At 63.5% G+C, this 23,841-nt stretch carries 24 protein-coding genes; 5 read left to right on the top strand and 19 right to left on the bottom strand.

Translation table 11 applies throughout. The annotated features are described in order from the left end of the window. Positions 1-67: 67 nt before the first annotated feature. The 7 genes from ACOZKU_RS21025 to ACOZKU_RS20995 all read right to left on the bottom strand — a co-directional run bounded on the left by ACOZKU_RS21025 (position 68) and on the right by ACOZKU_RS20995 (position 7,351). Positions 68-1,135, bottom strand: a complete 1,068-nt coding sequence (locus ACOZKU_RS21025; RefSeq protein ID WP_421580529.1) for an ABC transporter ATP-binding protein — start codon at positions 1,133-1,135, stop codon at positions 68-70. An 11-nt stretch (positions 1,136-1,146) separates the two neighbouring features. Next, positions 1,147-1,977, bottom strand: coding sequence for a carbohydrate ABC transporter permease (locus ACOZKU_RS21020; protein ID WP_421580528.1), 831 nt, complete (start codon positions 1,975-1,977; stop codon positions 1,147-1,149). A 4-nt stretch (positions 1,978-1,981) separates the two neighbouring features. Continuing rightward, the gene (locus tag ACOZKU_RS21015) at positions 1,982-2,905 is read right to left on the bottom strand and encodes a carbohydrate ABC transporter permease (RefSeq protein WP_421580527.1); all 924 of its coding nucleotides are present in this window, start codon (positions 2,903-2,905) and stop codon (positions 1,982-1,984) included. Positions 2,906-3,047: 142 nt separating this feature from the next. Next, complete coding sequence (locus tag ACOZKU_RS21010) at positions 3,048-4,307, bottom strand: ABC transporter substrate-binding protein (RefSeq protein WP_421580526.1); 1,260 nt, start codon at positions 4,305-4,307, stop codon at positions 3,048-3,050. Positions 4,308-4,344: 37 nt separating this feature from the next. Next, entirely contained in the window at positions 4,345-5,517 is a 1,173-nt protein-coding gene (locus ACOZKU_RS21005) for a PLP-dependent transferase (RefSeq protein ID WP_421580525.1), read from the bottom strand. After that, positions 5,514-6,236 carry a FadR/GntR family transcriptional regulator gene (locus tag ACOZKU_RS21000; RefSeq protein ID WP_421580524.1) on the bottom strand — a complete coding sequence of 241 codons (723 nt, stop codon included), beginning with the start codon at positions 6,234-6,236 and terminating at the stop codon, positions 5,514-5,516. Before ACOZKU_RS21000 ends, ACOZKU_RS21005 begins: the two co-directional genes overlap by 4 nt. A gap of 176 nt (positions 6,237-6,412) precedes the next feature. Beyond that, complete coding sequence (locus tag ACOZKU_RS20995) at positions 6,413-7,351, bottom strand: ATP-grasp fold amidoligase family protein (RefSeq protein WP_421580523.1); 939 nt, start codon at positions 7,349-7,351, stop codon at positions 6,413-6,415. Positions 7,352-7,440: 89 nt separating this feature from the next. Between ACOZKU_RS20995 and ACOZKU_RS20990 the strand changes: the two genes are divergently transcribed. Then, positions 7,441-8,937 (top strand): lipopolysaccharide biosynthesis protein, encoded by a 1,497-nt coding sequence (locus ACOZKU_RS20990; RefSeq protein WP_421580522.1) that lies wholly within the window; start codon positions 7,441-7,443, stop codon positions 8,935-8,937. Positions 8,938-8,943: 6 nt separating this feature from the next. On the opposite strand, the gene ACOZKU_RS20985 is transcribed toward ACOZKU_RS20990, so the two are convergent. The 7 genes from ACOZKU_RS20985 to ACOZKU_RS20955 all read right to left on the bottom strand — a co-directional run bounded on the left by ACOZKU_RS20985 (position 8,944) and on the right by ACOZKU_RS20955 (position 16,231). Then, positions 8,944-10,119 (bottom strand): polysaccharide biosynthesis protein GumK, encoded by a 1,176-nt coding sequence (locus ACOZKU_RS20985; protein ID WP_421580521.1) that lies wholly within the window; start codon positions 10,117-10,119, stop codon positions 8,944-8,946. A gap of 70 nt (positions 10,120-10,189) precedes the next feature. Further along, positions 10,190-10,588, bottom strand: coding sequence for a monovalent cation/H(+) antiporter subunit G (mnhG, locus tag ACOZKU_RS20980; RefSeq protein WP_421580520.1), 399 nt, complete (start codon positions 10,586-10,588; stop codon positions 10,190-10,192). After that, positions 10,585-10,866, bottom strand: coding sequence for a K+/H+ antiporter subunit F (locus ACOZKU_RS20975; RefSeq protein ID WP_117370307.1), 282 nt, complete (start codon positions 10,864-10,866; stop codon positions 10,585-10,587). The genes mnhG and ACOZKU_RS20975 overlap by 4 nt, the downstream gene beginning before the upstream one ends. After that, complete coding sequence (locus ACOZKU_RS20970) at positions 10,863-11,339, bottom strand: Na+/H+ antiporter subunit E (RefSeq protein ID WP_421580519.1); 477 nt, start codon at positions 11,337-11,339, stop codon at positions 10,863-10,865. Before ACOZKU_RS20970 ends, ACOZKU_RS20975 begins: the two co-directional genes overlap by 4 nt. Before the next feature lies 1 nt (position 11,340). Then, positions 11,341-12,978 carry a monovalent cation/H+ antiporter subunit D gene (locus tag ACOZKU_RS20965; protein ID WP_421580518.1) on the bottom strand — a complete coding sequence of 546 codons (1,638 nt, stop codon included), beginning with the start codon at positions 12,976-12,978 and terminating at the stop codon, positions 11,341-11,343. Continuing rightward, the gene (locus ACOZKU_RS20960) at positions 12,975-13,313 is read right to left on the bottom strand and encodes a Na+/H+ antiporter subunit C (RefSeq protein WP_117370310.1); all 339 of its coding nucleotides are present in this window, start codon (positions 13,311-13,313) and stop codon (positions 12,975-12,977) included. Before ACOZKU_RS20960 ends, ACOZKU_RS20965 begins: the two co-directional genes overlap by 4 nt. Then, positions 13,313-16,231: a monovalent cation/H+ antiporter subunit A gene (locus ACOZKU_RS20955; protein WP_421580517.1), complete on the bottom strand. Its 2,919-nt coding sequence runs from the start codon at positions 16,229-16,231 to the stop codon at positions 13,313-13,315. Before ACOZKU_RS20955 ends, ACOZKU_RS20960 begins: the two co-directional genes overlap by 1 nt. 126 nt (positions 16,232-16,357) lie before the next feature. Between ACOZKU_RS20955 and ACOZKU_RS20950 the strand changes: the two genes are divergently transcribed. The 4 genes from ACOZKU_RS20950 (at position 16,358) to ACOZKU_RS20935 (ending at position 19,431) form a co-directional block, all read left to right on the top strand. Continuing rightward, on the top strand, positions 16,358-16,594 hold the full coding sequence (locus ACOZKU_RS20950) for a hypothetical protein (protein ID WP_421580516.1): 237 nt from the start codon (positions 16,358-16,360) through the stop codon (positions 16,592-16,594). A gap of 533 nt (positions 16,595-17,127) precedes the next feature. Beyond that, positions 17,128-17,445, top strand: a complete 318-nt coding sequence (locus ACOZKU_RS20945; protein WP_421580515.1) for a DUF2934 domain-containing protein — start codon at positions 17,128-17,130, stop codon at positions 17,443-17,445. Positions 17,446-17,621: 176 nt separating this feature from the next. After that, positions 17,622-17,987 (top strand): YbaN family protein, encoded by a 366-nt coding sequence (locus tag ACOZKU_RS20940; RefSeq protein ID WP_421580514.1) that lies wholly within the window; start codon positions 17,622-17,624, stop codon positions 17,985-17,987. A gap of 4 nt (positions 17,988-17,991) precedes the next feature. Continuing rightward, positions 17,992-19,431, top strand: a complete 1,440-nt coding sequence (locus ACOZKU_RS20935; RefSeq protein ID WP_421580513.1) for a cryptochrome/photolyase family protein — start codon at positions 17,992-17,994, stop codon at positions 19,429-19,431. Here ACOZKU_RS20935 and phnN read toward each other — a convergent pair. The 5 genes from phnN to ACOZKU_RS20910 all read right to left on the bottom strand — a co-directional run. Next, the gene (phnN, locus tag ACOZKU_RS20930; RefSeq protein WP_421580512.1) at positions 19,428-20,024 is read right to left on the bottom strand and encodes a phosphonate metabolism protein/1,5-bisphosphokinase (PRPP-forming) PhnN; all 597 of its coding nucleotides are present in this window, start codon (positions 20,022-20,024) and stop codon (positions 19,428-19,430) included. The two genes, ACOZKU_RS20935 and phnN, sit on opposite strands and share 4 nt — an antisense overlap. After that, positions 20,021-21,154, bottom strand: coding sequence for an alpha-D-ribose 1-methylphosphonate 5-triphosphate diphosphatase (locus tag ACOZKU_RS20925; protein ID WP_421580511.1), 1,134 nt, complete (start codon positions 21,152-21,154; stop codon positions 20,021-20,023). Before ACOZKU_RS20925 ends, phnN begins: the two co-directional genes overlap by 4 nt. 1 nt (position 21,155) lies before the next feature. Next, a complete protein-coding gene (locus ACOZKU_RS20920; protein ID WP_421580510.1) occupies positions 21,156-21,863 on the bottom strand; it encodes a DUF1045 domain-containing protein in 708 nt (235 codons plus the stop codon). Between the two features lie 96 nt (positions 21,864-21,959). After that, entirely contained in the window at positions 21,960-23,462 is a 1,503-nt protein-coding gene (gene phnE / locus ACOZKU_RS20915; protein ID WP_421580509.1) for a phosphonate ABC transporter, permease protein PhnE, read from the bottom strand. A gap of 9 nt (positions 23,463-23,471) precedes the next feature. After that, the coding region (locus ACOZKU_RS20910; protein ID WP_421580508.1) for a PhnE/PtxC family ABC transporter permease at positions 23,472-23,841 on the bottom strand (370 nt) is incomplete at its 5' end.

Genomic DNA, 23,841 nt, shown 5'->3' with positions numbered 1-23,841 from the left:
AGATGGTTAGGAAATGAAGGTTAACAATGTCTTTGGACGCGACCGAAATCGTCTCCCGAATCCTGTCTCACTCCACTCGTTTGCCCTCGCCATCGAAGAGGTGAAGCCTGTCCTGCGGCAGGTCGACGCGCACGACAGGGCCGGGAGTGAGCATGCGGCGATCCTGTGTAAAAATTTTCATCGGGATGCCATGGATCGTTACATGCATGATGATTCCGAAGCCCGTCGGCTCGATGAGATCGACCGTGGCCTCCAGCACGCCGGTATCGGCAAGAATCACATGCTCCGGACGGATGCCGAGCGTCGCCGCCGAGCCTGATTCGAGACCGCCGCGTTTGCGGATGGGCAGCGTCGTGCCGCTCGGCAACCTGATATCCGCGTGGTCGCCGGAAACGAGATAACGCCCCTCGAAGAAATTCATGCCGGGCGAACCGATGAAGCCGGCGACGAAGAGATTTACCGGCCGGTCATAGAGCTCGAGCGGCGAGCCGACCTGCTGGACGATGCCGCCATGCATGGCGACGATGCGGTCCGCCAGCGTCATCGCCTCGATCTGGTCGTGCGTGACGTAGATGGAGGTCGCCCGAAGATCGCCGTGCAGCTTCTTGATTTCGGCGCGCATCTGCTCACGCAGGCGGGCGTCGAGGTTGGAGAGCGGCTCGTCGAAGAGAAAGGCCTTCGGCTGGCGCACGATGGCGCGGCCCATGGCGACACGCTGGCGCTGGCCGCCGGACAGCGCCTTGGGGCGACGTTCCAGCAGGGGCTCGAGGCCGAGTTTTGCGGCGGCACTGCCGACGGCACTTGCGATCTTCTCCTTGGCGGAGCGGCGCAGGCGCAGGCTATAGCTCATATTGTCGGCGACGCTCATATGCGGATAGAGCGCGTAGGACTGGAACACCATGGCGATGTCACGGTCTTTTGGCGCGAGATCGTTGACCCGTTTGCCGTCGATCTGGATGTCGCCGGACGTAACCTCCTCCAACCCCGCGATCATGCGCAGCAGGGTGGACTTACCGCAGCCGGAAGGGCCGACCAGCACGATGAATTCGCCGTCTTGAATGGTGAGGTCGACGCCGTGCAGGACCGGGAAGGCGCCGAAGCTTTTGCGGACACTCTGGATATCGATGGAAGCCATGGGAGAACCTTTCAGCCTTTGACCGCGCCGGCCGTCAGGCCCTGCACGAGATAGCGCTGGATGAGCAGGAAGAAGAGGCAGGCCGGAATGAGCGCGAGCACGCCCGCCGCCATCATCTGCCCGAAATCGACCGAGAATTTCGAAACGAAGGTGAGAAGCCCGACCGGGAAGGTGGAGGCATCGTTGCCCGAGATCAGCATCAGCGCGAAGAGCAGTTCGCTCCAGGCGGCAGTGAAGACGAAGCCGAGCGTGGCGGCGATGCCGGGGAGCGTCAGCGGCAGGATGATCTGGCGGAAGGCGACGAACTGCGTCGCCCCGTCGATCATCGCCGCCTCCTCCAGATCCTTCGGAATGCCGTCGAAAAAGGACTGCATGAGGAAGGTGGCGAAGGGCACGTTGAAGGCGGTGTAGACGAGGACGAGGCCGGTGAGGCTGTTCGTCAGGCCGAGCGGCGAGAGCATCTTGAAGATCGGCGCCACCAGCATGACCAGCGGGAACATCTGCGTGACCAGCATGAGCGCGACGATCCAGTACTTTGCCCGGAAATTGAAGCGCGACAGCGCATAGCCGGCAAGCGAAGCGAGGATCGTCACCGTCACGGCCGTCGAGCCGGCAACGATGAGGCTGTTCTTGAAGAAAGTCGGAAAGGCGCTGTGCGCGATGACGAACGAATAGTGCTCGAACGTCGTGCGCGACGGCCACATGCGAACACCCTCGCTGTAGAGCAGGTCGTTCGGCGTCACCGACACCTTCAGGAGCCAGAACAGCGGAAAGAGCGCGAAGACGACATAGGCGAAGATCGCCAGGCGATGCAGGATGGTGAGGACGGGTTTGTTTCTCATATCCTCACCCCTTGTTGAGCAGCGTCTGCCGCAGCAGCACGATCAGCAGCGAATAGACGAGCAGGAGCACGAGCAGCACGAGAGCAATGGCAGAGGCATAGCCGAAATCGAGACGCTTGAAGGCCTGCGTGAAGATGTAGCTGGCGACGATCTGGGTGCGGTCCGCCGGGCCGCCATTGGTCATGACGACGATGAGATCGGCGAAATTGGAGATCCAGACGGTGCGCAGCAGGATGGTGATGGCGATAGTCGGCGCCAGGAACGGCAGCGTGATCGATATAAAGCGCTGCACCGGCCCCGCGCCGTCGATGCTTGCGGCTTCATAGAGATCGCGCGGGATTGCCTGCAGGGCGGCCAGCAGCGTGATGGCGAAGAACGGGATGCCCCACCAGACATTGGCGGCGATCGGCCCCCACATGGCGAGCTGCGGGTCGGACAGGATGTTGTTGGGCGCATCCAGCAGGCCGAGCGCGTAGAGCCAGTGCGGCAGCGGGCCGATGACGGGATTGAACAGCCAGGCCCAGTTGAGGCCGGCAAGGAAGCTCGGCACCGCCCAGGGCAGGAAGACGAGCGCCTGCACGAGACCGCGGCCGGCAAAGGGCTTGTCGAGTAGGAGCGCCAGGATGAGACCGAAGACGAATTGCAGGAAGACGGAGGCACCCGTCCACCACAGCGTGTTCCGCAGCGCCCGGAAGAAGGCCTGATCCTGCCCGAGCGCGCGGAAATGATCGAGCCCGATGAAGCCGCCGGAGAATGGGTTGAGTAGCTGGATATCGCGGAAGGCATAGGAAATGCCGAGCACCAGCGGCACCAGCATGACGCCGACGATCAGGACCAGCGCGGGCGCGCTGTAGAGATAGGGTTCCGACGCATCGGCGATCCGCTTGCGGAACGGTTTTGCGGCGTGCGATTGGGCAGCAAGGGTCATCGTCTCGCTTCCGTTAGGACATGCAATTCCGGACGCAAAACCGCTGCGCACTTTTGCTGGAATTGCTTGAGGTGGCGGGGCGTTTCAAAAGGGTGATGGCTGCGGGCGGAGCCTCGTGTCTCCGCCCGCAGGTTCCTCAAGCCTATTTCTTGGCGAGGAACTTCTGCTGTGCCTTGGTCAGGTAGTCGGCCCACTGGTTGGCGAGCTCCTCCGGCGTGATGTCGCCAAGTAGCGCCTCCTGCGAGGTCTTGATGACGAGGGAATCCTTGAAGAACGCGAATTCCTCAAGATGCGTCGGCATCACGGTCGGCACGGCGTCCTTGTCCTCAAGCTCGGCGAACCAGCCCTTGAACTGCTCGCTGGCATAGAAGGGATCTTTTTCCGCAGACGTGTGGACCGGAAGCGCGCCGGTGCGCTTGTTCCACTCGATATTTCCCTCGGGGGCTTCGAGCGTTTCGATCAGCTTCCAGGAGAGGTCCTTGCTGGCGCTGGAGGCGAGCATCGACCAGCCGGCAAAGCCGATCGTCGGGAATGTCTTGCCGGCCGGGCCCTTCGGCATGGTCATGATGCCGTATTCATCCGCCTTCATGCGCTCGGCAATGGCGATGAGCGCGTCCGGATCCTGGTCGAGGAAGGCGCAGGTGCCGGAATAGAAACCAGCGACGATCTCGTTGAAGCCCCAGTTGACGCTGTCCTTCGGCGCATATCCGTTCTTGTAGAGATCGACCACCCAGGTCAGGCCCTTGACCCAGCCCTCGCTGTTGAAGGTAGACGTTCCGTCCTCATTGAAGAACTTGTTGTCGCCGGCCATGGAGGCGCCGAACATCACCCAGCCGTTGAGGCCGCCCGGACCGCCGCGCAGGCAGTAACCGTATTTGCCCGGAAGGGCCGAAATCTTCTTGGAGGCTTCGGCAAACTCATCCATCGTCTTCGGCGGTTCGGAAACGCCGGCTTCGGCAAGCAGTTTCTTGTTGTAGAACATCGCGCGCAGATAGAAGCCGTAGGGCAGCATATAGGCGGTATCCTTGACATCGCGGCCGAGTTCCAGCGCACGCGGCGTCAAGCCGGCGGTATGCTCCCAGGTCTTCAGGTACGGCTCGAGGCTTTCCAGCATGCCGTTGTTGGCATAGAGAGACAGCCAAGTGTCTGGCATTTCCATGACGTCGGGTACTTCGCCGGCCGAGACCATGGTGGCGAACTTCTGGAACGCCTCGCCCCAGGGCAGCGAGATGATTTCGACCTTGGTGCCGGGGTTCGCGGCCTCGAACTTGCCGACGATGGATTTCAGCGTCTCGGTGCGCTCGGGGCTGGTGATCACCTCGACGAGCTTCAGCGTCGTATCGGCCAGCGCACTCGTCGCCATCAACGCGGTGAGCAGGGCTGCGGTCAAAAGTCTCTTCATGGTCGTTCCCTCTTTTCGTTTGCTTTGGATTTTGACGTCAGGTTTCGGTCGCGGCAGAGATCGCCGCTTCCAGATCACTCCACAGGGCCTCGGTTCCCTCCAGGCCGATATGAAGACGCACGGACCGCGCATCGATGCCGAATGTATGCGCGGAATTGGGTTGGGCCTTCTGCTCCAGCACGACCTCGCCCGGCACGATCAGGCTCTCGTGCCCACCCCAGGAGACGCCGAGCTTGAAGAGCTTGAGGTGGTCGGCGAAGGTCCTGATATCGATGCCCTCGCGGAAGACGAAGGAGAACAGGCCGGAGGTGCCGGTGAGGCCCGGCGGCAGGCGGTTGGCGAGCGCGGGATGGCAGACCTTCTCGACGATATCGAGCGCCTGCAGGCGCTTGGCGATCACCAGCCCCGACGCTTCATGCGCCTTCATGCGGATCGGCAGGGTGCGCAGGCCGCGGATCAACAGCCAGGCATCGAAGGGCGAGAGCTTGCCGCCGAGATAGGGATAGGCCTCCGAGCGGATGCGGCCGACCAGCTCCTTCGAGCCGGTGACGATGCCCGCGACCACATCGCTGTGGCCGCCGAGATATTTCGAGGCCGAATGCAGCACGAGATCGACGCCGAGCGACAGCGGCCTCTGAAAGATCGGGCTTGCCCAGCTGTTGTCGATGACGCTGACGGCCCCGTGACGTTTGGCGAGTGCCGCCAGGGCACCGACGTCATGCGCCTCCATCACCCAGCTCGTCGGGCTTTCGAGATAGAGCAGCTTGGCGCCCGGCAGGGCCTTGGCCACCGCCTCCTCGTCGCGCCCGTCGACATAGGTCACCTCGATCTTCATGCGCTTCAGATGCGTGCCGAACAGGCGGAAGGCATCCGGGTAGCAATGGCGCACGGCGACGATGCGGTCGCCGGGCTCGACGAAGGACAGCACCGTGGAGGAGATCGCCGCCATGCCGCTGGCAAAGCCCAGCGCGTCCTCGCCGCCCTCGAGCTTGGCCAGCATCTCCTCGAAAGCGCGCACCGTCGGGTTGAGGCCGCGCGTATAGATCGGGCGCAAGATCTCGCCGCGATAGGCCGCGACCATCTCGTCATAGCTGCCGAAGGTGAAGAGCGAGGTCTGTACGATGGGCGGAACCACCGCCTCGAAGGCATTCGCCTCGTCATGGGCGACGATGAGCGAGGCAAGGTCGAACGGAGTAGCTCCGCTGGTCATTTGGACATTTCCTTGATGTCTTCCTCGACGACGTCGAGGATCTTGAGCGTTTCGATGCGCGCGGTCTCGGGATCCTGCGCGGCGATCGCATTGAAGAGCGTGCGGTGGAACGGGAAGGAGCGGCGGGCGAAATCCTGCCGGTCGAAAGGTTCTTCCCAGAAGCGCTCGAAGGCATCGCGCATCTGTTCCAGAAGCTGCTTGAACAGCGGGTTGTGCGTGGCGTCGTAGATGGCGAGGTGGAAGGCGAGATCCTCGGGGCCGGACGTGCCCTTGGCGATGTGCACGCGCTCCATATCATTGAGCTTTTCCTCGATCACGACGAGGTCTTCGGCCGTGCGGCGCTTGGCTGCCACCATATTGGCCTCGCATTCGAGACCGCGGCGAACCTCCAGCGTCTGCAAGAGAATGTCGCGCAGATGCGCCGCATCGAAGGAGAGCGGCATATGCACGGTCGCCGTGGTGATCGGCTTCAGGAGATAGGTGCCGCTGCCCTTGCGGCTTTCGATGACGCCGAGCGCCTGAAAATGGCGGATCGCCTCGCGGATCGTCGAGCGCCCGACCACCAGCGCCGCCATCAACTCGCGTTCCGCGGGCAGCCGGTCCCCCGCCTTGAGGCGGGCCCGGTCGATATAGGAGGCCAATGCCTCCGTCACCTGCCGCGCGCGGTCGATGGGCGGCAACGGCGCGATCTGCGGCCTGCTGCTCGATTCTGACGGCATGACGCCAATTCCCCTGCTCCGTGTCAGCTTCTCAAATTGGTCTGACATCTTAGCATTATGCGGCGAACTCCTGCTGTCAAGAGGTTAATCATTCGTCAGCAGATCGATCATCCGTTAACGAACAAAAGGCCGATCCTTGCGGACCGGCCTTTGTTGAATTCGCGCGAATCTGCAGATCAGTCGGCCTTCGGTATCTCGAAGCCAAGGGTCCATTTGTCGCCGAGCAGACGATCGTATTGCGGCGGATCGAACCGCTCGAAGCCGCCGCCCGGATAGAGCGTCAGTTCGCCGAGCTTGATCCAGTCGTCGGCGGCATAGAGATCGATGCGCAAGAAATCGAATCCTTTGCCGATCGTCTGCGCGATGCGCATCATCTCGTCGAAGCGCGCCGGCCTCGGCACCTCGCCCGGATAGGGTGTCAGGTAATCGGGGTCATGGAACGGCAGGCGCTGCCAATCGGGCGTGTAATGGCAGGCGTAGCCCTTGCCGTCGATGCGCAGGTTCACCTCGATATGCGAGACGATGCCGTCGAAGGTGAAGAAGCGATAGTCCCAGGGCACGCCGCCATCGACCACCAGCATCGCCTCGATCAGAACCTGCGGCTTGACTTGGCTATAGGCCCATTCGCGATTGTAGTGCGCATGATCGAGCGCCAGCCAGCCCGGCACCGGATTGTCTTCGAGCAGCCGGCTTATGTCGTCCTGCGTATAGAGGAAACGGCCTTGAGCACTGGCATGGGTCGGCTTTACCACGGCCGGCAGCGGCACCGTCGACCAATCGACGGTCGCAAGATCGGTTCCGACCCAATAGCTCGGCGTGACATAGGCGGGGCCGAGCTTCTCTTCGACGAAGGGCTTCACGCCGGCCTTATCGACCAACGTGGCGTAGATCGGATTGCGATCGTAGAGTTTGCGTGCCTGCACCTTCTCACAGAAGGTCTTGGGGTCGTCGATATCGGGCCACTCGCCCTTGATCGACCAGTATTTAAGCTTCAGATAAGATTTATCCGGCAGCGGCGCGATCACGCGCCAGATCAGATGACGGAACATCTCCTTGAGTGTCCGCTGCTGGTAGCCGGGAACAAGGAAAGTTTCCTTGCGAACCGGGTTTTCCATGATCGCCCCCAAACACCTTTATTTTATCATAGCTCACCAATGACCGGCTTTATTTAATTCAAAGTTATCTTTTCGTGGCAAAAGGGCGAATGACCAGCGTTCTCGGCTCCTCCCTGCTCAACCTGGCAGCCACGCTCGTATCGCTGGTTGCCGGTTTTCTCGTCAGCGTCATCAACGCCCGCGTGCTCGGTCCCGCCGGCTCGGGCCTCGTCGCCTATGCCATGTGGGTCATCGTGTGCATGGCGGCCGTTGCCGACCGCGGCTTTCCGCAGATGGTGTTGCGTTCCGTCGCAGCGGCACGTGACGCAGGCCAGGACGCCTGGGCACCGATCGTGCGCCGCGCCTTTTCGGCCCTGCTGCCCTCCGTCACCCTCGCCTTCGTGATCATGCTGGCTTTCGGACTCTATCACAGGCTCTCGGGCGCTCCGGCTCCGTGGATCTGGATCGGCGCGAGCCTGCTCTTCCTCGCCTATGTGCTGGCCGCCTTTTCCGCGGCCGTCGCGCGCGGACGCGGCCATTTCGGTGAAGTCGCCGCGACCACCGCCGTCGGCAGCCTGCTCCAGGTCCCGGTCGTCTTCGCCGGCGCGGTCTTCGTCGGGCCGGGTGGCGCGCTGCTGGGCATGCTGACGCGCTACCTTCCGCAGGTCTTCAGTCTTTCCCATCATCTCGACCGCCGCACACCCTCCGCACCTGCAGCGTTGACACCCGAAATGCACCGCTACCGACGCAGCATGTGGACGACGGATGCAATCGACATCGTGCTTCTGACGCGTATCGAATTCCTCGTCGTGGGCTATTTCCTGGGCGATGCGGATGTGGGCTATTTTGCCGCCGCCGTCGTCTTCGCGGGATTGGTCGGCCAGCTGACGTTGCAGCTTTCGCCGGCCTTCCTCGTCGGCCTCGCCGCACGCACCGCCAGCGACGCCCCGCCGGATACGCTCTACCACAACAGCCTTCGGCTCACCGCCCTCTTCGTGATGCCGCTCGGCATTGGCGGCGCTGCGATCATATCGGAGCTCATTCCCATCGTCTTCGGCGAGGATTTCCGGCCGGCAGCCGGCGCTGCCGTACTTTTCATGCTGGCCTCCGTGCCTGCTGGGCTCGCCGTCGTGCCCTGGGCCTACCTGGCTGCACATGAACAAGGCGGCCGGCTGTTGCGCGTGACGCTCGTCTCCGCAACCCTTCTCTTCCTGCTGCTGGTCGTCGCCGTTCCCGCAGGCGGCATCCTCGGCGCGGGGGCTGCGCGTATCCTCTCGGAAGGCCTGACGCTTGGCCTTCTCCTGATGGCCGTCGGCGTCCATGGCGGTCCGACAGTTCCCTGGAAAGCCCTTTTCCGCACGCTCCTTGCAGCAAGTGCCTGCGGCCTCGCCGCCTTCGCGATGACGATCCTCCTGCCGGGCCTGATCGGCCTGCCGGTCGCCGTTATACTGGGTGCGCTCGTCTATGTCGGCGCAGCCCGGCTGTTCGGGCTGATTACCGCCGAGGAGGCGGATCGGATCGTCGACATGATCGAAGGGAAAGTACCTGGACGATTGCGACCGCTGGCCCGACGCCTTGTCGGCCTCCTCGCTGCAACGTCCAACTGATCCTGTTCAGGCAAAAACCGTGGCAAGCGTCTGCCGGGCCACGTCATCCCAGGTCAGGATACCGTCACGAAAGGCTTTGCGGTGCGGCAAGGTGAGGGCTGCATCGACAATCGCGCGCCAATCGTTTTCCCCGTCGAGCGAATAGGTGATCTCGTTGCCGCGCGAAACTGGGATGATGTCAGGCAAGAGGACCGGCAGGCGGCAGTAGCCGTATTGCAGGAGCTTGAGGCTCGATTCGGCGAGATAGACCTCGCTGCTGTTCACGCGATAGGGCGCCAGACCGATATCCGCATGGCGGATATAGGCCGCCAGCGTCTCGAAGGACTGTTCGCCATGCAGGCGGATATTGGCCGGCGCATCACCGCGCCAGCGAATGCCGAAGAGGTGCAAGGTGACCTCAGGCGCTACCGCCGCCATGGCGGCGACGGAGGCCTGATCGAACAGCATGTCGCCGACCGCGACCGCGTTGCGGCTGCCCTCGGGATAGGGTGAGACCTTCGCGCGATCGAACACGTCGCCTTCGATACCCTGCGGCACGAAATGCACCTTGCCGCCGGATGGCAGCATCTCGCCCAGCCGGCGCGAGGGAACGCAGACGCTGTCGAAAAGACCGATGCCCCGTGCCTCGACCGCCCGCAGATAGGGTGCGGCCCCGACACTCCGCAGCAGGTCGCGGCAGAAGTACAGGAGCTTTGCCCGCGGATTCAGGCGGCGCACGAGATTCAGGAAGACGACGGGTGTGCCGCTTTCGATCACCACGAGATCGGCGGCTTCTATCTCGTTACGCACGAAGGCGGGCAGGTGCCGGCCGTAGAGCGCAAAGAGCGGTTTTACCAGCGCATTGACGATCGGCTTCGCCGTGCTGAAAGCGTGAAGGGGCGGCAGATAGGCTCCGGCAAAGAGATGCGGCTCGATCGCGGCGTAACGGTTGCCCTGTTCGCGGCGCAACGCTTCGTAGCGATCCTTTTGCTTGAAGCGGCTCAGCGCACTGTGGCCTACCGTGGTGAAGAACACGTCGTTGCCAGCCGCCGCCCAGCGGCGTGCCACGAAATGGATGCTCGCTTTCCGGAAACCGTCCAAGAAGACATGCGACGACAGGATAACGATCTTCCTGCCGCCCGGGATCGGCTTCCCCGAGATCGACGTTTCGCGGTCGATGGAAAATGAGCGACTGTGATCCATGGCGAAAAGTTATACGCGATAGCCTTAATATTACTGGAATCAGGCGAGCTACTTTTCGTGCATTATCGGGTCAATCCGCCTGGGTGGCCGTACCGTCCTTGACCAGCACCTGCGCCGGCGCTTCGCCCGGAACATCAGGATTTCCTTCGGCCCGGTCCCTGTGCAGAGTCGCGCGGGCGAGCAGCATCAGCGTCACCGGCGTCGTGACGGTCACGAAGATGCCGATCAAAATCTCGTGAACGACAGGCCGGGTCGAAAGCACGGTGAAGAAGATCATCGAGGCCATGACAATGCCGCCGGTGCCCCAGCTGGTGCCGAGCGTCGGCGCATGGATGCGTTCATAGAAGGTCGGCAGGCGCACGAAGCCGATCGTGCCGATCAGCGTTAGGCCCGCACCGATGACGAGGAAGAAGGCGACGGCAAGGGCTGCCCAGGCCGGCAGATCGGCGGCATGTTCGATGCTGCTCATTCGATCACCTCCCCGCGCATCAGGAATTTGGCGAGCGCCACCGTGGCGACGAAGCCGAGCATGCCGATGACCAGCGACGCCTCGAAATAGATGACCTTGCCGGTGCGGATGCCGAAGACCATCAAAAGCAGCATCGAGTTCACATAGAGCGTGTCGAGCGCGAGAACGCGGTCCTGTGCGCGTGGACCGCGTGCCATGCGGAGCGCCGCCAGCGCCATCGCGAGGACTAGGCAGATCTGCGCAAACACCATGGCCCAGGAGAGGATCGTGTGGCTCATTCGAAAATCTCCATCAGCAGTGCCTCATAGCGGCCCTTGATCAGGGCCTGCCATTCCGCCTCGTCGACAAGGTCGAGAACGTGGATCAGCACGGTCCGGCTCAGCGAATTGTATTCCAGCCACGCCGTGCCCGGCGTACTCGTGACCACGACGGCCAGCACGGCGAGCGCCGTCGGGCTCTGCAGGTCGAGCGGCACGGTGATGAAACCGGACCGGAAGCGCCGTCCACGTCCCGCAACGAGTATCGAGGCGACGGCAAGGTTCGAGCGCACGATATCGTAGAGCACGATGCCGACGAGCTTCGGCAACAGGTACCATTTCGGCATGCGCGGTTTTGCCGGTCGCAATGAGGCCATGCCCCAGGAGGCGAAGACCGCGACGACACTGCCGAGAATGAGGTGCCCGAGCGTAAACCCATTGAGGGCGAGCCACATGATGACGAGCGAGGCACTGAGCAGCGGATAGGGCAGCATGTCAGATCCCTCCCCCGCCATCCGGCCCGCTCGCCTCCGCGACACCGGCACGGCGCGCATTGATCACGGCATTGATATAGGTGCCGGGCTGCTGCAGGTTGCGCACGGTCTCTTCCATATAGTGCATCGCCGGACCGGCCTTGATGGTGAGCGTCAAAGTCAGCGCGATCAGCAACATGACCGGCGCCATTTCCATGACCAGCACGCGCGGCACCGTGCCCTCCATCGAGGCCCAGAATGTGCGGATGCCGGCACGGGTCATCGAGATCAGCGCGGCGAGGCCCGACAAGATGAGCAGAGCGACGATCCACCAGACCGAGGCCGAGACCGGCTGATCCGCAGCGGCACCCGTGCCGATCATGCCCGTCAGCATGGCGAATTTCGCGACGAAGCCGGAAAGCGGCGGCAGGCCGGAGAGCAGTATTCCGCAGGCGGCGAAGCAGGTGCCGAGCACGGCGATGGTTCCCGGCATGGTCACACCGATCTCGACCTCCTGCTCCTCCTCGTCCGCGTCACCATAGGCTTCCATGGTAACCGCGAGAACCGAGGCGCCGGCATCCTGCCCGCGCTCGACCAGTTCGATCAGCATGAAGAAGGCACCGATCGTCAGCGTGGAGCTGACCATATAGAAGAGCGCACCCGCCGTAACCTCGCCGTTGCTGAGGCCGAGAACCGCCAGAAGCGTGCCGGAGGAGACCAACACCGAATAACTCGCCAAGCGGCCGAGCGCCTGGGAGGCGAGCACGCCGATCGTGCCGAAGGCGATCGTCGCCATGCCGCCATAGAGCAGCACGTTAAGGCCGAGACCCGCCGATTCTCCCTGCCCGAAGACCAACAGCGAGAGGCGCAGGATCACATAGATGCCAACCTTGCTCATGATGGCGAAGATGCCCGCGACCGGGGCGACGGCCGCGCTATAGGCGCCGGGCAGCCAGAAATTCAAGGGCCACATGCCGGCCTTGATAAGGAAGACGACGCCGAGAATGGCCGCTCCTGCCTCGAGCAGCATGCGCCGCTCGCCCTCGATTTCGCCGATGCGCAGCGCAAGGTCGGCCATGTTGAGCGTGCCGGCCGAGCCGTAGATCGCGCTGACGCCGATCAGGAAGCAGAGCGCGGCCGCGAGGTTGACGGCAATGTATTGCAGGCCCGCCTTGACGCGCATCGGGCCGGAGCCGTGCATCAGCAGACCATAGGAGGCGGCGAGCATCACTTCGAAGAAGACGAAGAGATTGAACAGGTCGCCGGTCAGGAAGGCACCGTTCAACCCCATCAGCAGGAACTGGAACAGCGAGTGGAAATGCGCACCGGCGGCATGCCAGCGAGCGAGCGCATAGACCAGCGCCGGAATGGCGAGGATCGCGGCGAGCACCAGCATCAGCGCCGAGAGCCGGTCAACGACCAGCACGATGCCGAAGGGGGCGGGCCAGTTGCCGAGGAGATAGACGCCGTCGAAAGCCTCGCCACTACCGTTCGCCAGCCGGAAGAGGTTGATGGCGACGGCCGCGAGCGCCAGCGTAGAGACGACGCTGATCATGGCTTTGACGACGCGCTGGCGCTCGTCGAAGAACAGAAGAAGCGCGCCCGCGATCAGCGGAATGACGATCGGCGCGATGATGAGGTGTTGCTGCCAGCCGCTCATTTCGGCTGCTCCCTGCCGTCGACATGGTCGGTGCCGGTCAGCCCGCGGGCGGCGAGCAGCACGACGAGGAACAGCGCCGTCGTCGCAAAGCCGATGACGATCGCCGTCAGCACCAGCGCCTGCGGCACGGGGTCCGTCAGCGTCGAGACGTCGACGCCCTCGCCGAGCAGCGGCGCGGCATTGGATTTCACGCCGCCGACGCCGAAGATGAAGAGATTGACGGCATAGGAAAGCAGCGACAGGCCTATGATGACCTGGTAGGTGCGCGGGCGCAGGATCAGCCAGACGCCCGAGCCGGTCATGATGCCGATACCGATTGCGAGAACGAGTTCCATCAGTTTTCCTCCGCCTTGGGGGCGTCGAGACCGCGGACCCGATGCATGCGTACGGATTGGTGGGCGAGCGCGATGAGGATCAGCACCGTCGCGCCGACGACGAGCGAGAAGACGCCGAGATCGAACAGCAGCGCGCTGGCCGCGGGCACCTTGCCGATGAACGGCACCTCTATGTATTGCGAGTGGGTGGTCAGGAACGGATAGCCGAGCAGCCAGGCGCCCATGCCGGTTGCCGCAGCCATGATGAGACCGAAGCCCATCCAGCGCAGCGGCAGGATGCGCAGGCGATCCTCCGCCCAGCGCACGCCGCCCGCCAGATATTGCAGCAGGAAGGCGATGGCCATAGTGATACCGGCGGCAAAGCCGCCGCCCGGCAGGTCATGGCCGCGCAGGAAGAGATAGACCGCGAAGGTCGCGATAACAGGGAACATCCACTGCATGATGACCGAAGGCACGAGCAGGTAGTCGCGCACCGTATCGCCTGCCGAACGCTCGGGGCGCTCCGCATCGAAGGCGTTCTGGATGCGTTGCTGTTCCGGCTTCTCGATGCTGTCGGGCGCCGGACGGAAACGGCGCAGCAGCGCAAAGACCGTGAGCGCCACGATGGCCAGCACCGCGATCTCGCCCATCGTGTCGAAGCCGCGGAAATCGACGAGGATGACGTTGACGACATTGCGCCCGCCGCCTTCGCTATAGGCCTTGTCGAGGAAGTAGCTGGCGATCGCATCCGGCACCGGCTGGGTCATGATGGCGTAGGAAAACAGGAACATGCCGAAGCCGCAGGAAAGCGCCAGCAGGAAATCGCGGAGGCGGCGGCTGCGCGCGGAAAACGACACGGCATTGTCGACTTTTTCCGCACGCTTCGGCAGCCAGCGCAGGCCAAGGAGCAGGAGAACCGTCGTGACGATCTCGACGACGAGCTGCGTGATGGCAAGGTCGGGCGCCGACAGCCAGACGAAGGTGATGCAGGTCGTGATACCGGCACCGCCGAGCAGGACGAGGGCCGCTAGGCGGTGATACTTCGCCTGGTAGGCCGCACCAAGCGCACAGAACGCGCCGATAGCCCAGACGGCGGCGAAGATCGGATCGATATCCTTGAACGCGAGCGGCTTCGGCGAGAAGCCCGCAAGATAGAGCGAGACGGCTCCGGCCAGGAAGCCGGCGGCGGCAACGAGGCGCAGCTGCGGCTGGAGGTGGCGCGTGCCGAGATTGCTTTCCAGCCAGCGCGCCCATTTCCAGGAGACGGTGACGAGAACGCGCTCGAAGATGCGCTGGCCACCGAGATGCCGGAAGAGCGGCGGCCCGTTGTCGCATTTGGCGAGATAGTCCTTCATCACGACATAGAGCGCCGCGCCGCCGACGAGCGCGATCAGGCTCATGATCAGCGGCGTGTTGATGCCGTGCCAGATGGCAAGGCTGTATTCCGGTGTGCGATCGCCGAGCACCGAAATGACGGCCGAATGCAGGAACGGGCCGATCGACAGGCTCGGAATGATGCCGACGACGAGGCAGGCCAGCACGAGGAACTCGATCGGGAAACGCATCCAGTGCGGCGGTTCGTGCGGCTTGGGCTTCGGCAGGTCCGTCGGCGGTGGACCGAAAAAGACCATATGGATGAAGCGCAGCGAATAGGCGACGGAGAAGGCGCCGGCGAGCGTGGCGACATAGGGCAGGATGCGGTCGAGCACGGAATCGGCGTGTGTCTCCACGGCTTCGGCAAAGAACATTTCCTTGGAAATGAAGCCGTTGAGCAGCGGCACGCCGGCCATGGCGGCGCTGGCCACCATGGCGAGCGTTCCCGTTATCGGCAGGTATTTGAGAAGCCCGCTCAATCGTCGCATGTCGCGCGTGCCGGTCTCGTGGTCGATGATGCCGGCGGCCATGAAGAGCGAGGCCTTGAACGTGGCGTGGTTCATCATGTGGAAGATCGCAGCGACTGCAGCCAGCGGACTGCCGAGGCTGAGGAGCGTCGTAATGAGGCCGAGATGGCTGATCGTCGAATAGGCGAGCAGGCCCTTCAGGTCCTGTTGGAACATGGCGAAGTAAGCGCCGAGAAGCAGTGTGCTGATGCCGGCGATGCCGAGCAGCATGAACCATTCATAGGTGCCCGACAGCGCCGGCCAGAACCGCACCAGCAGGAAGACGCCGGCCTTCACCATGGTCGCGGAATGCAGATAGGCCGAGACGGGCGTAGGCGCCGCCATGGCGTTCGGCAGCCAGAAATGGAACGGCACCTGCGCGCTCTTGGTCAGCGCGCCGATAAGGATGAGGACGAGCGCCGTGAGATAGAGCGGATGCGCCTTGATCAGGTCGCCCGAGGCTAGCACGACATCGAGATCGTAGCTGCCGACGATATGGCCGAGCACCAGCAGGCCGGCGAGCAGGCAGAAGCCGCCGATACCGGTGATGGTCAGCGCCATGCGCGCGCCGTCGCGGGCGGCGGCATTGTGATGCCAGTAGCTGATCAAAAGGAAGGAGAAGATGCTGGTCAGCTCCCAGAACACCGACAGCAGGATGATATTGCCCGACAGCACGATGCCGAGCATCGAGCCCATGAAGGCGAGCAGGAACGAGAAGAAGCGCGGAACCGGATCCTCCTCGGACATGTAGTAGCGCGCATAGAGAACGATGAGGAAACCGATGCCGGTGACGAGCATCGCAAAGAGCCAGGCGAACCCATCCATGCGCAGCGTGACGTTCAGCCCGAGCTGCGGCAGCCATTCCAGATCGAGCCGCACCTTGCTGCCATCGCGCACCGAGGGATAGAGCACCGCGGTTAGCACGAGGGCGACGAAGGTCACGGCGCCTGCCATGCGCGCGGCAAGGACGCGCGAATCGGTCCTCAGCAGAACGACCGCAGCCAGGCTTCCCGCGAAGGGAAGGCAGACCAGCAGGACGAGAATCATTTCACCTGTCATCGTTTGATCGATCGCTTTCGAACGTCAGAGCGTCTCTACAATGCCGTCAACCGGCATTATCGGCCAGCACCACCAGAAAGCCGCCCGATCGATGTCAGCGATCGACGCGGCCGTCAGGCGAAAACCATGGGAGGCGCACGCGCGCCCCGCGTCTCGATACCGCTCCTGCCGGTCGCGCCCGGCGAAAGCGTGGCAAAAGCGCCTCTTTCCAAGGTTCTTGAACGATACGCGAGTGCTCCCGGCAGACAGATAAAATCGTTGCCCCTGTTCGACAAGGAAACGGCTTTGGCGGCGCTGCTGCGTTTGCGGCACTCCCGCTCGTTCGTGAAAGAGGCGTATCCCGCAGGCTTCTGCGTGCCGTAACGAAGCACTTTTGCGGCATTGTTTGCGGCAGATGGCGCCGGCAGCGTGGTTATCAACAGAAGAAGGCAGGTGAACGCTGTGCAAAAGAGGCCGAGAGCCCGACGAACCGGTCGATGCTGCTGCCGTGTTGCTGTCAAACGCCCTGCCTCTCGATACCGTTGACCAGGTTGAATATTCTCTCATCCCGACAATACGTTGGCGCGATCGGCACTGTCCACCCGCAAGGGAAAACTTTTGCGAAATTCCGGCAATTTGTCGCCCTTCGCGCAAGGATTTCCTTGACCATTCCGCTTGCGGGAAAGGTTGTCGCAGGCTGCGCGCCTTGATGCTCTGCGCCTTTGGGCGCATTCTACCGGCGCGAATCGCATGTAGCAGACCTGCTCCGCAAGGCTCACGCCCGGGAGCGAAAGGTGCGTCGAATATCTGGACCTGCCGATGATCGGCCGCCCAGCGAGTTCCGTGTTCCGGTTTCTGCCCGCATCGTCTGCAGCATCCCGGCACGGCGTCAGTTCACTCTCAAACGGGGATACGCGATGACGGATGCACGCAAGGAATGGATCAGCAAACGGGCCTATTCGATCTGGGAGGAAGCCGGTCGTCCCCATGGCGAAGACAGCGCCCATTGGGAGCAGGCCGTGCGCGAGCGCGACGAATTCGAGCGGGTGGCCCTCGTGCCGGAGACCACGCCCGCGAAATCGGCAAAAAAGCCGCTGATCCAGATTTCGAAGGGCAAGGACGCCGAGGCTGCGAAGCCGAAGAAGAAAACCGCCGACGCCGAAAAACCGGCCGCTGCCGCCAAGGCGGTCGCGAAGGCGAAATCCGCCAAGGCGGCAAACAGCAAGCCGATCTGATCAAAGCGTCGCCGGCATCCCGCTGGCGATGGCTCCCGCAACGGATGTCGCGCTGGGTGATTTCGCTCTCCAGCGAGGGGATTTTTATCGTCGCCAAAACCGTGGCATCTTCCCCCTTGGAGAGAGGCGCAAAGCGCTCTATCTGATCGTCGACGCGATTTTCGGCGAGGATCCCTGTGCGCACGATCTACATGATGGCCGGCCTCTTCATGACGGCGCTCGGCATCGTCGGTGCGTTCCTGCCACTGCTGCCGACGACGCCGTTCCTGCTTGTCGCGGTCTGGTGCTTCTCCCGCTCTTCGCCTCGTCTCGAGCAATGGCTTCTGACCCACAGGACATTCGGCCCGCCGCTGACCAACTGGCAGCGCGAGGGCGCGATTTCCGGCCGCACCAAGGTCGTCGCCGTAAGCCTGATCGTCGCAAGCTATGGCTTCTTCTTCTATCGCACCCAGCCATCCGTTCTGCTCGCCGTCATCGTCGGCCTCGTTCTGGCCTGCAGCGCCGTTTTCATCCTCACCCGCCCGCTGCCGCAAGGAAACTGACACGATGACGGAAAAGAGGAAGCTACCCGTCATCGTCTGGTTTCGCCGCGACCTGCGTACGGACGACAACGCAGCCCTCTACGCCGCCGCCGACAGCGATCGGCCCGTCGTGGCGCTCTATATCCGCGAAGCGGCCGAGGAAACCGGCCCGCTCGGCGCGGCGCAAGGTTGGTGGCTGCATCATTCGCTGACGGCGCTCGGCAAATCGCTCAAGGGGCTGGGAACGCCGTTGATCCTGCGCAGCGGCGATGCGGGCAAGGTTCTGGACGATCTGTTCGAGGAAACCGGTGCCGAGACAGTCTACTGGAACCGGCGGCACAACCCTGCCGGCATCAAGATCGATACGGACATCAAGGCCTCCCTGAAGGCGCGGAGTCTCAATGCGAAAAGTTTTGCGGGCGAGTTGCTGCACGACCCGGCCCGCCTGCTGACCGGCGGGAAGAAACCCTACCGCGTCTATACACCTTTCTGGCGCGCCTTCGAGCGAGACGGCGAGCCGCAGGAGCCGATCGATGCACCGGAAAAGCTCCTCGCCCTGCATCCCGCGCCGAAATCCGAAACGCTCGACGACTGGAACCTGCTGCCGAGCCGGCCGGACTGGGCATCGTCATTCAGCGACGTCTGGACGCCGGGTGAAGGCGCGGCACGGGAGCGCCTCGAAACCTTCGTGGAGGGCGCCATCCGCGGTTATCAGGCCAAACGCGACAATCCGGCCATCGACGCCACCTCCCTGCTGTCGCCGCATCTGGCCATGGGCGAAATCTCGCCGGCGCGGGTCTGGCACGCGACGCGCGGCCTGAAAGCGCCGACGGACGACGTGGTCCATTTCCGCAAGGAGCTGGTCTGGCGGGAATTCTGCCATCACCAGCATTTCCACTTTCCGGCGCTGGCGGAGAAGAACTGGAACGACCGCTTCGATGCCTTTCCCTGGGAAGGCAGCGCGGCGCATTTCAAGGCATGGACGCGCGGGGAGACCGGTTATCCCATCGTGGACGCCGGCATGCGACAGCTCTGGCAACACGGCTTCATGCACAATCGCGTGCGCATGATTGCCGCCTCCTTCCTCATCAAGCACCTGATGATCGACTGGCGGCGCGGCGAACAATGGTTTCGCGATACGTTGGTCGATGCGGATGCGGCGTCGAATGCGGCGAACTGGCAATGGGTTGCCGGTTCCGGCGCCGACGCCTCTCCCTTCTTCCGCATCTTCAACCCGATCCTGCAGGGTGAGAAATTCGATCCTGATGGCACCTATGTCCGCCGTTTCGTGCCGGAACTCGAAAAGCTGGATGCCACCTTCATCCACAAACCCTTCGACGCGCCCGAAAGCGCGCTGAAGACGGCGGGCGTGGTGCTGGGCAAAACCTATCCCAAACCGCTCGTCGATCACGCCAAGGCGCGCGAGCGGGCCCTCAGCGCCTACAAGGCGCTGAAAGGCGATTAATCCAGACGCGCCAGCGCCGCCGTGAGCACAGACACGAAGGCTTCGCCCGCCTCCTCCAGCGCGCCGCTGTTGTCGATAACGACGGTGTCGGACGCGACCACGATTTCCGGCGCGGCGCGATCCAGCCGTTTTGCAATCGCCTCAGCGCTCTCGCGCCCGCGCGTAGCAAGGCGGGCGGCGAGAATGTCAGGCCGCGCGGTAACGACAACGACTTTCAGCCTGGGATAGGTTGCCGCGAAAGCCGGCAGCGCGGAGCGGCTGCCATTGGCGATCAGCGTCACGCCCCCGGCAAGATCATCGAGCGTTTCGCGCGGAATGCCGTAGGACAAGCCGTGCGCATCCCAGGACACGGCAAAGCCGCCCTCCGCCTTAACGCGGCGAAATCCATCGGCATCGATCGCCTGATGCGCCTCCCCGCCGGCATCCGCCGGGCGGGTGATGACGCGGCGCACGAATTTCACCCGTGCTTCATCGGCGAAGTGCCTCGCGGCATAGGACATGACGCTGTCCTTGCCCGCCCCGCTCGGCCCGACCACCACCACCATCGTGCCAGCCGCGACCGGCATGGTGACGATATCGCCTTCCATGCTCATGCCACCCGCTTGCCCTGCCGCCAGACCGAGCGCACGACCGGAACGCCGGAGGGACGGCGCACGCGCACGATATCGGCGCGCAGTCCTCTGGCGATCGCGCCGCGGTCATCGAGGCCGACCGTGCGGGCCGGCGTCGTTGAGACCATGGCGATCGACTTGGAGAGATCCATGCCTTCGTCGGCGAGGATGAAGGGCGCATGCATCAGGCTGAAGGGCACGTAGTCGGAGGAGAGCACGTCGAGCACGCCCATCTCGGCGAGGTCGCGTGCGGCGATGTTGCCGGAATGCGACTTGCCGCGCACGATGTTCGGCGCCCCCATCAATACGCTCATGCCCGCCCCATGCGAGGCCTTGGCAGCCTCGAAGCTCGTCGGAAACTCGGCAAGGCGGATGCCGTAGCCGATGGCTTCCTCGACATGCTCCAGCGTCGCGTCGTCATGGCTGGCGACCGAGATGTTGCGCGCCGCGCAGGAGGCGGCGATGGCATCGCGGTGCGGCTTGGCGTAACGGGCGGAGAGGTCCTGCTGGCGCTTGCAGAATTCGGCGAATTCCTCGTCCGAAAGGCCGCGCTTCTTCTGATAGTAGAGCACATATTGTTCCATCGTCTGGAACTGGCGCTGGCCGGGTGCGTGGTCCATCAGCGAGACGAGACGGACGAGCGGATCTTCCTCGAATTCCTCGTAGTGGTCGAGCACATTGTCGGTCGAAACCTCGCAGCGCAGGTGGATGAGGTGCTGCGCGCGCAGGCGGTCCTCGTTCTGCGCCTCGGCGATGGCATCGGCCATGGCGCGCATCTCGCCCTTCTCGAAGCCGCCATCGGCATCCGAGCCCATGCGCAGGCAATCGAAGACCGTGGTGATGCCTGACGTCACGACCTGCGCGTCATGCGACTGGATCGCCGCCGTCTTGCCCCAGCGTACGCCGGGACGCGGCGAATAGTGGGCTTCGAGGTGATCGGTGTGCAGTTCCACGAGGCCGGGGATCAGGAAGTCGCCTTCCATGTCCTCGCCGGCCTCCGAGTTGCCTTCGGAAATCTCGGCAATGAGGCCATCGCGCAGCACCAGCGTGCCGTCGAGGATCTGATCCTCCAGCACGATGCGGGCATTGGAAAGAACGGTTTCGCGGGTCATGTCAGGCGGTCTTTCTGTTGGCGGCTCCCCCCAGCGGGAAGAGCGAATGGACGGTGAAATCGGCGCCGCGCGAGGGTTCCCGGAAGAGCGCGAGGCCGTGGATCGGCAGCGGTCGGCCATGGAATTCGGCGAATTGATCGAGAAGCACGCTTTCGACGGCGTCGCGGCGCTCGGCCGGAACACGCCCCGTCAGCGTCATGTGGAAGCGGAACGCGTCGAACACATAGGGATAGCCCCATTGCACGAGGTTCTGGCGCTCGTCCGCGGTCAGTTCGTCCGGCTTGCGGCGCGCGATATCGGCGGAGCTCAACGGCGCGCGGAAACGCTCGAAGCGGCGCACAACCTCGCCGGCAAAGGCCTGGAGGGGATCGCAGTGATCGCCCGGCACCACGGCAAAGAAGGAGCCGAGACGGCCAATGACGACTTCGGGAATGTCGAAGGGTTCGACCTCCGAGACGAAGCGGCCGATCTCAGCGATCAGCTCGGCTTCACTGCGGCCCTCGGCCAGCGAAAACGGCGCCTTCAGCGTGGCGTGAAAACCGTAGCGGCGCGGATCGGCGGTCAGACCTGAAAGCGCCTCGGCGTCGAAACCATTCACGGCCGGCTGTTCCAGGCGCGCGCCGGTAAAGGCGTTGCGGCCGAGCCAGCGCTGGGCAACAAGGGTAAGCGGGTCGCTGGCGGGCGGGGTGAAATACAGGGCGTAACGCAAGGGCTCATTCCTACCGAAATCATTTGACGCCGCCTGGAAAGGCGACGCCGGAGCTTGAAAGGACCAGTGTGGCAGCATCATGCCGCCAGGACGACATCAATGCGACGGCTTGCCCATCAGGCGCGAGCGCAGCGCGTTGGAAATGCTGTCGAAGATGAACACGACGATAAGGATCAGCAGCACCATATAGGCGACGTTTTCCCAGTCGGAATTGGTGCGCATCGCCTCCCAGAGCTTCAGGCCGATGCCGCCGGCCCCGACCGCGCCGATGATCGTCGCGGAACGGGTGTTCGATTCCCAGAAATAAAGCGCCTGGGAGGCAAAAAGCGGCATGACCTGCGGCAGCACGCCATAGCGCTGCACGGCAACAGGTGCTGCACCGACAGACTTCACGCCCTCGCGCTGCTTGTCGTCGATATTCTCCAGCGCCTCGGAATAGAGTTTGCCGAGCGTGCCGGTATCCGTGAAGAAGATCGCGGACATGCCGGCGAGCGGTCCGGGGCCGAAGGCGCGGGTGAAGAACAGCGCCCAGATCAGCATGTCGACCGACCGCAGGAAATCGAAGAGCCGCTTCGTCAGCTGGTTGGACAGCCAGCTGCGCGTGATGTTGCGGGCGGCCATGAAGGCCAGCGGGAAGGCAAGCAGCATGGCAAAGAGCGTGCCGACGAAGGCCATCACGATGGTCTGGAGCAGCTTGGTCCAGACGTCGAGATGCTGCCACTCCGCATTGTAGAGGATGTTGTCCCAGGCAAGCGACAGGTTGGACTGTTTCGGGTCGATCCGGTCACCAGAGGTGATCAGCGAATAGACCTCCGCCGTCGACTTGCCATGGAACGGCGAGTTCGTATCGAACAGGAAATTCGCCCAGCCGAGGAAACGTTTGCGGATCGAGACATCGTCCGCCTCGATCTCGCCCCAGCCGGCAAAGCCGAAGGCGAGCGTGATCTTTTCGCCCGGCCGCTTCTGCGTCGCCCAGGCCGGCAGCGGGCCATCAACTTTCATAGCGCCCTTGTCGAGATCGACGACCAGCGTTTCGCCGGCATGCTGAACGATCACGCGATCCGGCACGACCTCGACGCTCGTCGAGGAATCAAGCGTGATTTTCGCACGCTTGACGACCTCCTCTTCGCGGGTCGTCGCCGTCGCCATGCCTTCTGCGGCCGCAGCGGAGCCGCCGAGAACGGCGCCCTCGCCCATGAAGCCCATGGAGGCTGGCTTCTTGGCCGTGGTGGCCGATGTACCAGCGGCCGGTGTGGTGCGGGTCATCGCGCCGCGTTCGATCTCCACCCAGTCGGGCTCGGCATTCGGCCCAAGCGGCGAAAAGCGCGGATAGGTGAGCTTCATGGCACCATCCGGCGCAATCGCTACTTCCGGGCGCACCTCGTAGGATACCCAATCGGCGAGATAGGTGCCGGCGATGTTCCAGTTCGCCGTGGTCAGCACATGGCCGATGGCGAAGAACCACCAGCAATAGAGCGCATAGAGCACGAAGCCGCCGGCAATGATGGCGACGCGGAAGCGCTGCCAGAACGAGCGGTGGAAGACGGCCGGGTGGCGTGCCGCGATCTCATCCATCTGTGCGGGATTGAGGGTCGTCATGGCGCACTCCTATTGGGCCAGCCGGAAGGCCTGGTCGCCGACAAGCTTGCGGCGCAGCCAAGCGGAAAACTGGTCGACGGCGATGATGGTGATGAGCAGCAGGAGTACGATGGCGAGCGTCTTGGCCTGATGGTTCTGGCCGATCGACAGGCGCAGCAGCTCGCCGATACCGCCGCCACCGACTGCGCCGATGATGGTGGAGGCGCGCACGTTGATCTCGAGGCGCAGCAGGAAATAGCTCATGAAGTTCGGCAGGACCTGCGGCACGATGCCGAACCACACGCGTTCGATCCAGCTTGCGCCGACGGCGCGAAGCCCCTCCTCCGCCTTCATGTCGGCGTTCTCGACGACTTCGAAGAACAGCTTGCCAAGCGCCCCG

This window comes from Shinella sp. M31 (assembly GCF_049199205.1).
In the GTDB taxonomy this organism is placed as follows: domain Bacteria; phylum Pseudomonadota; class Alphaproteobacteria; order Rhizobiales; family Rhizobiaceae; genus Shinella.
The sequence above is the reverse complement of the archived record's forward strand: the minus strand, read 5'-3'. Positions and strand labels throughout refer to the sequence as shown.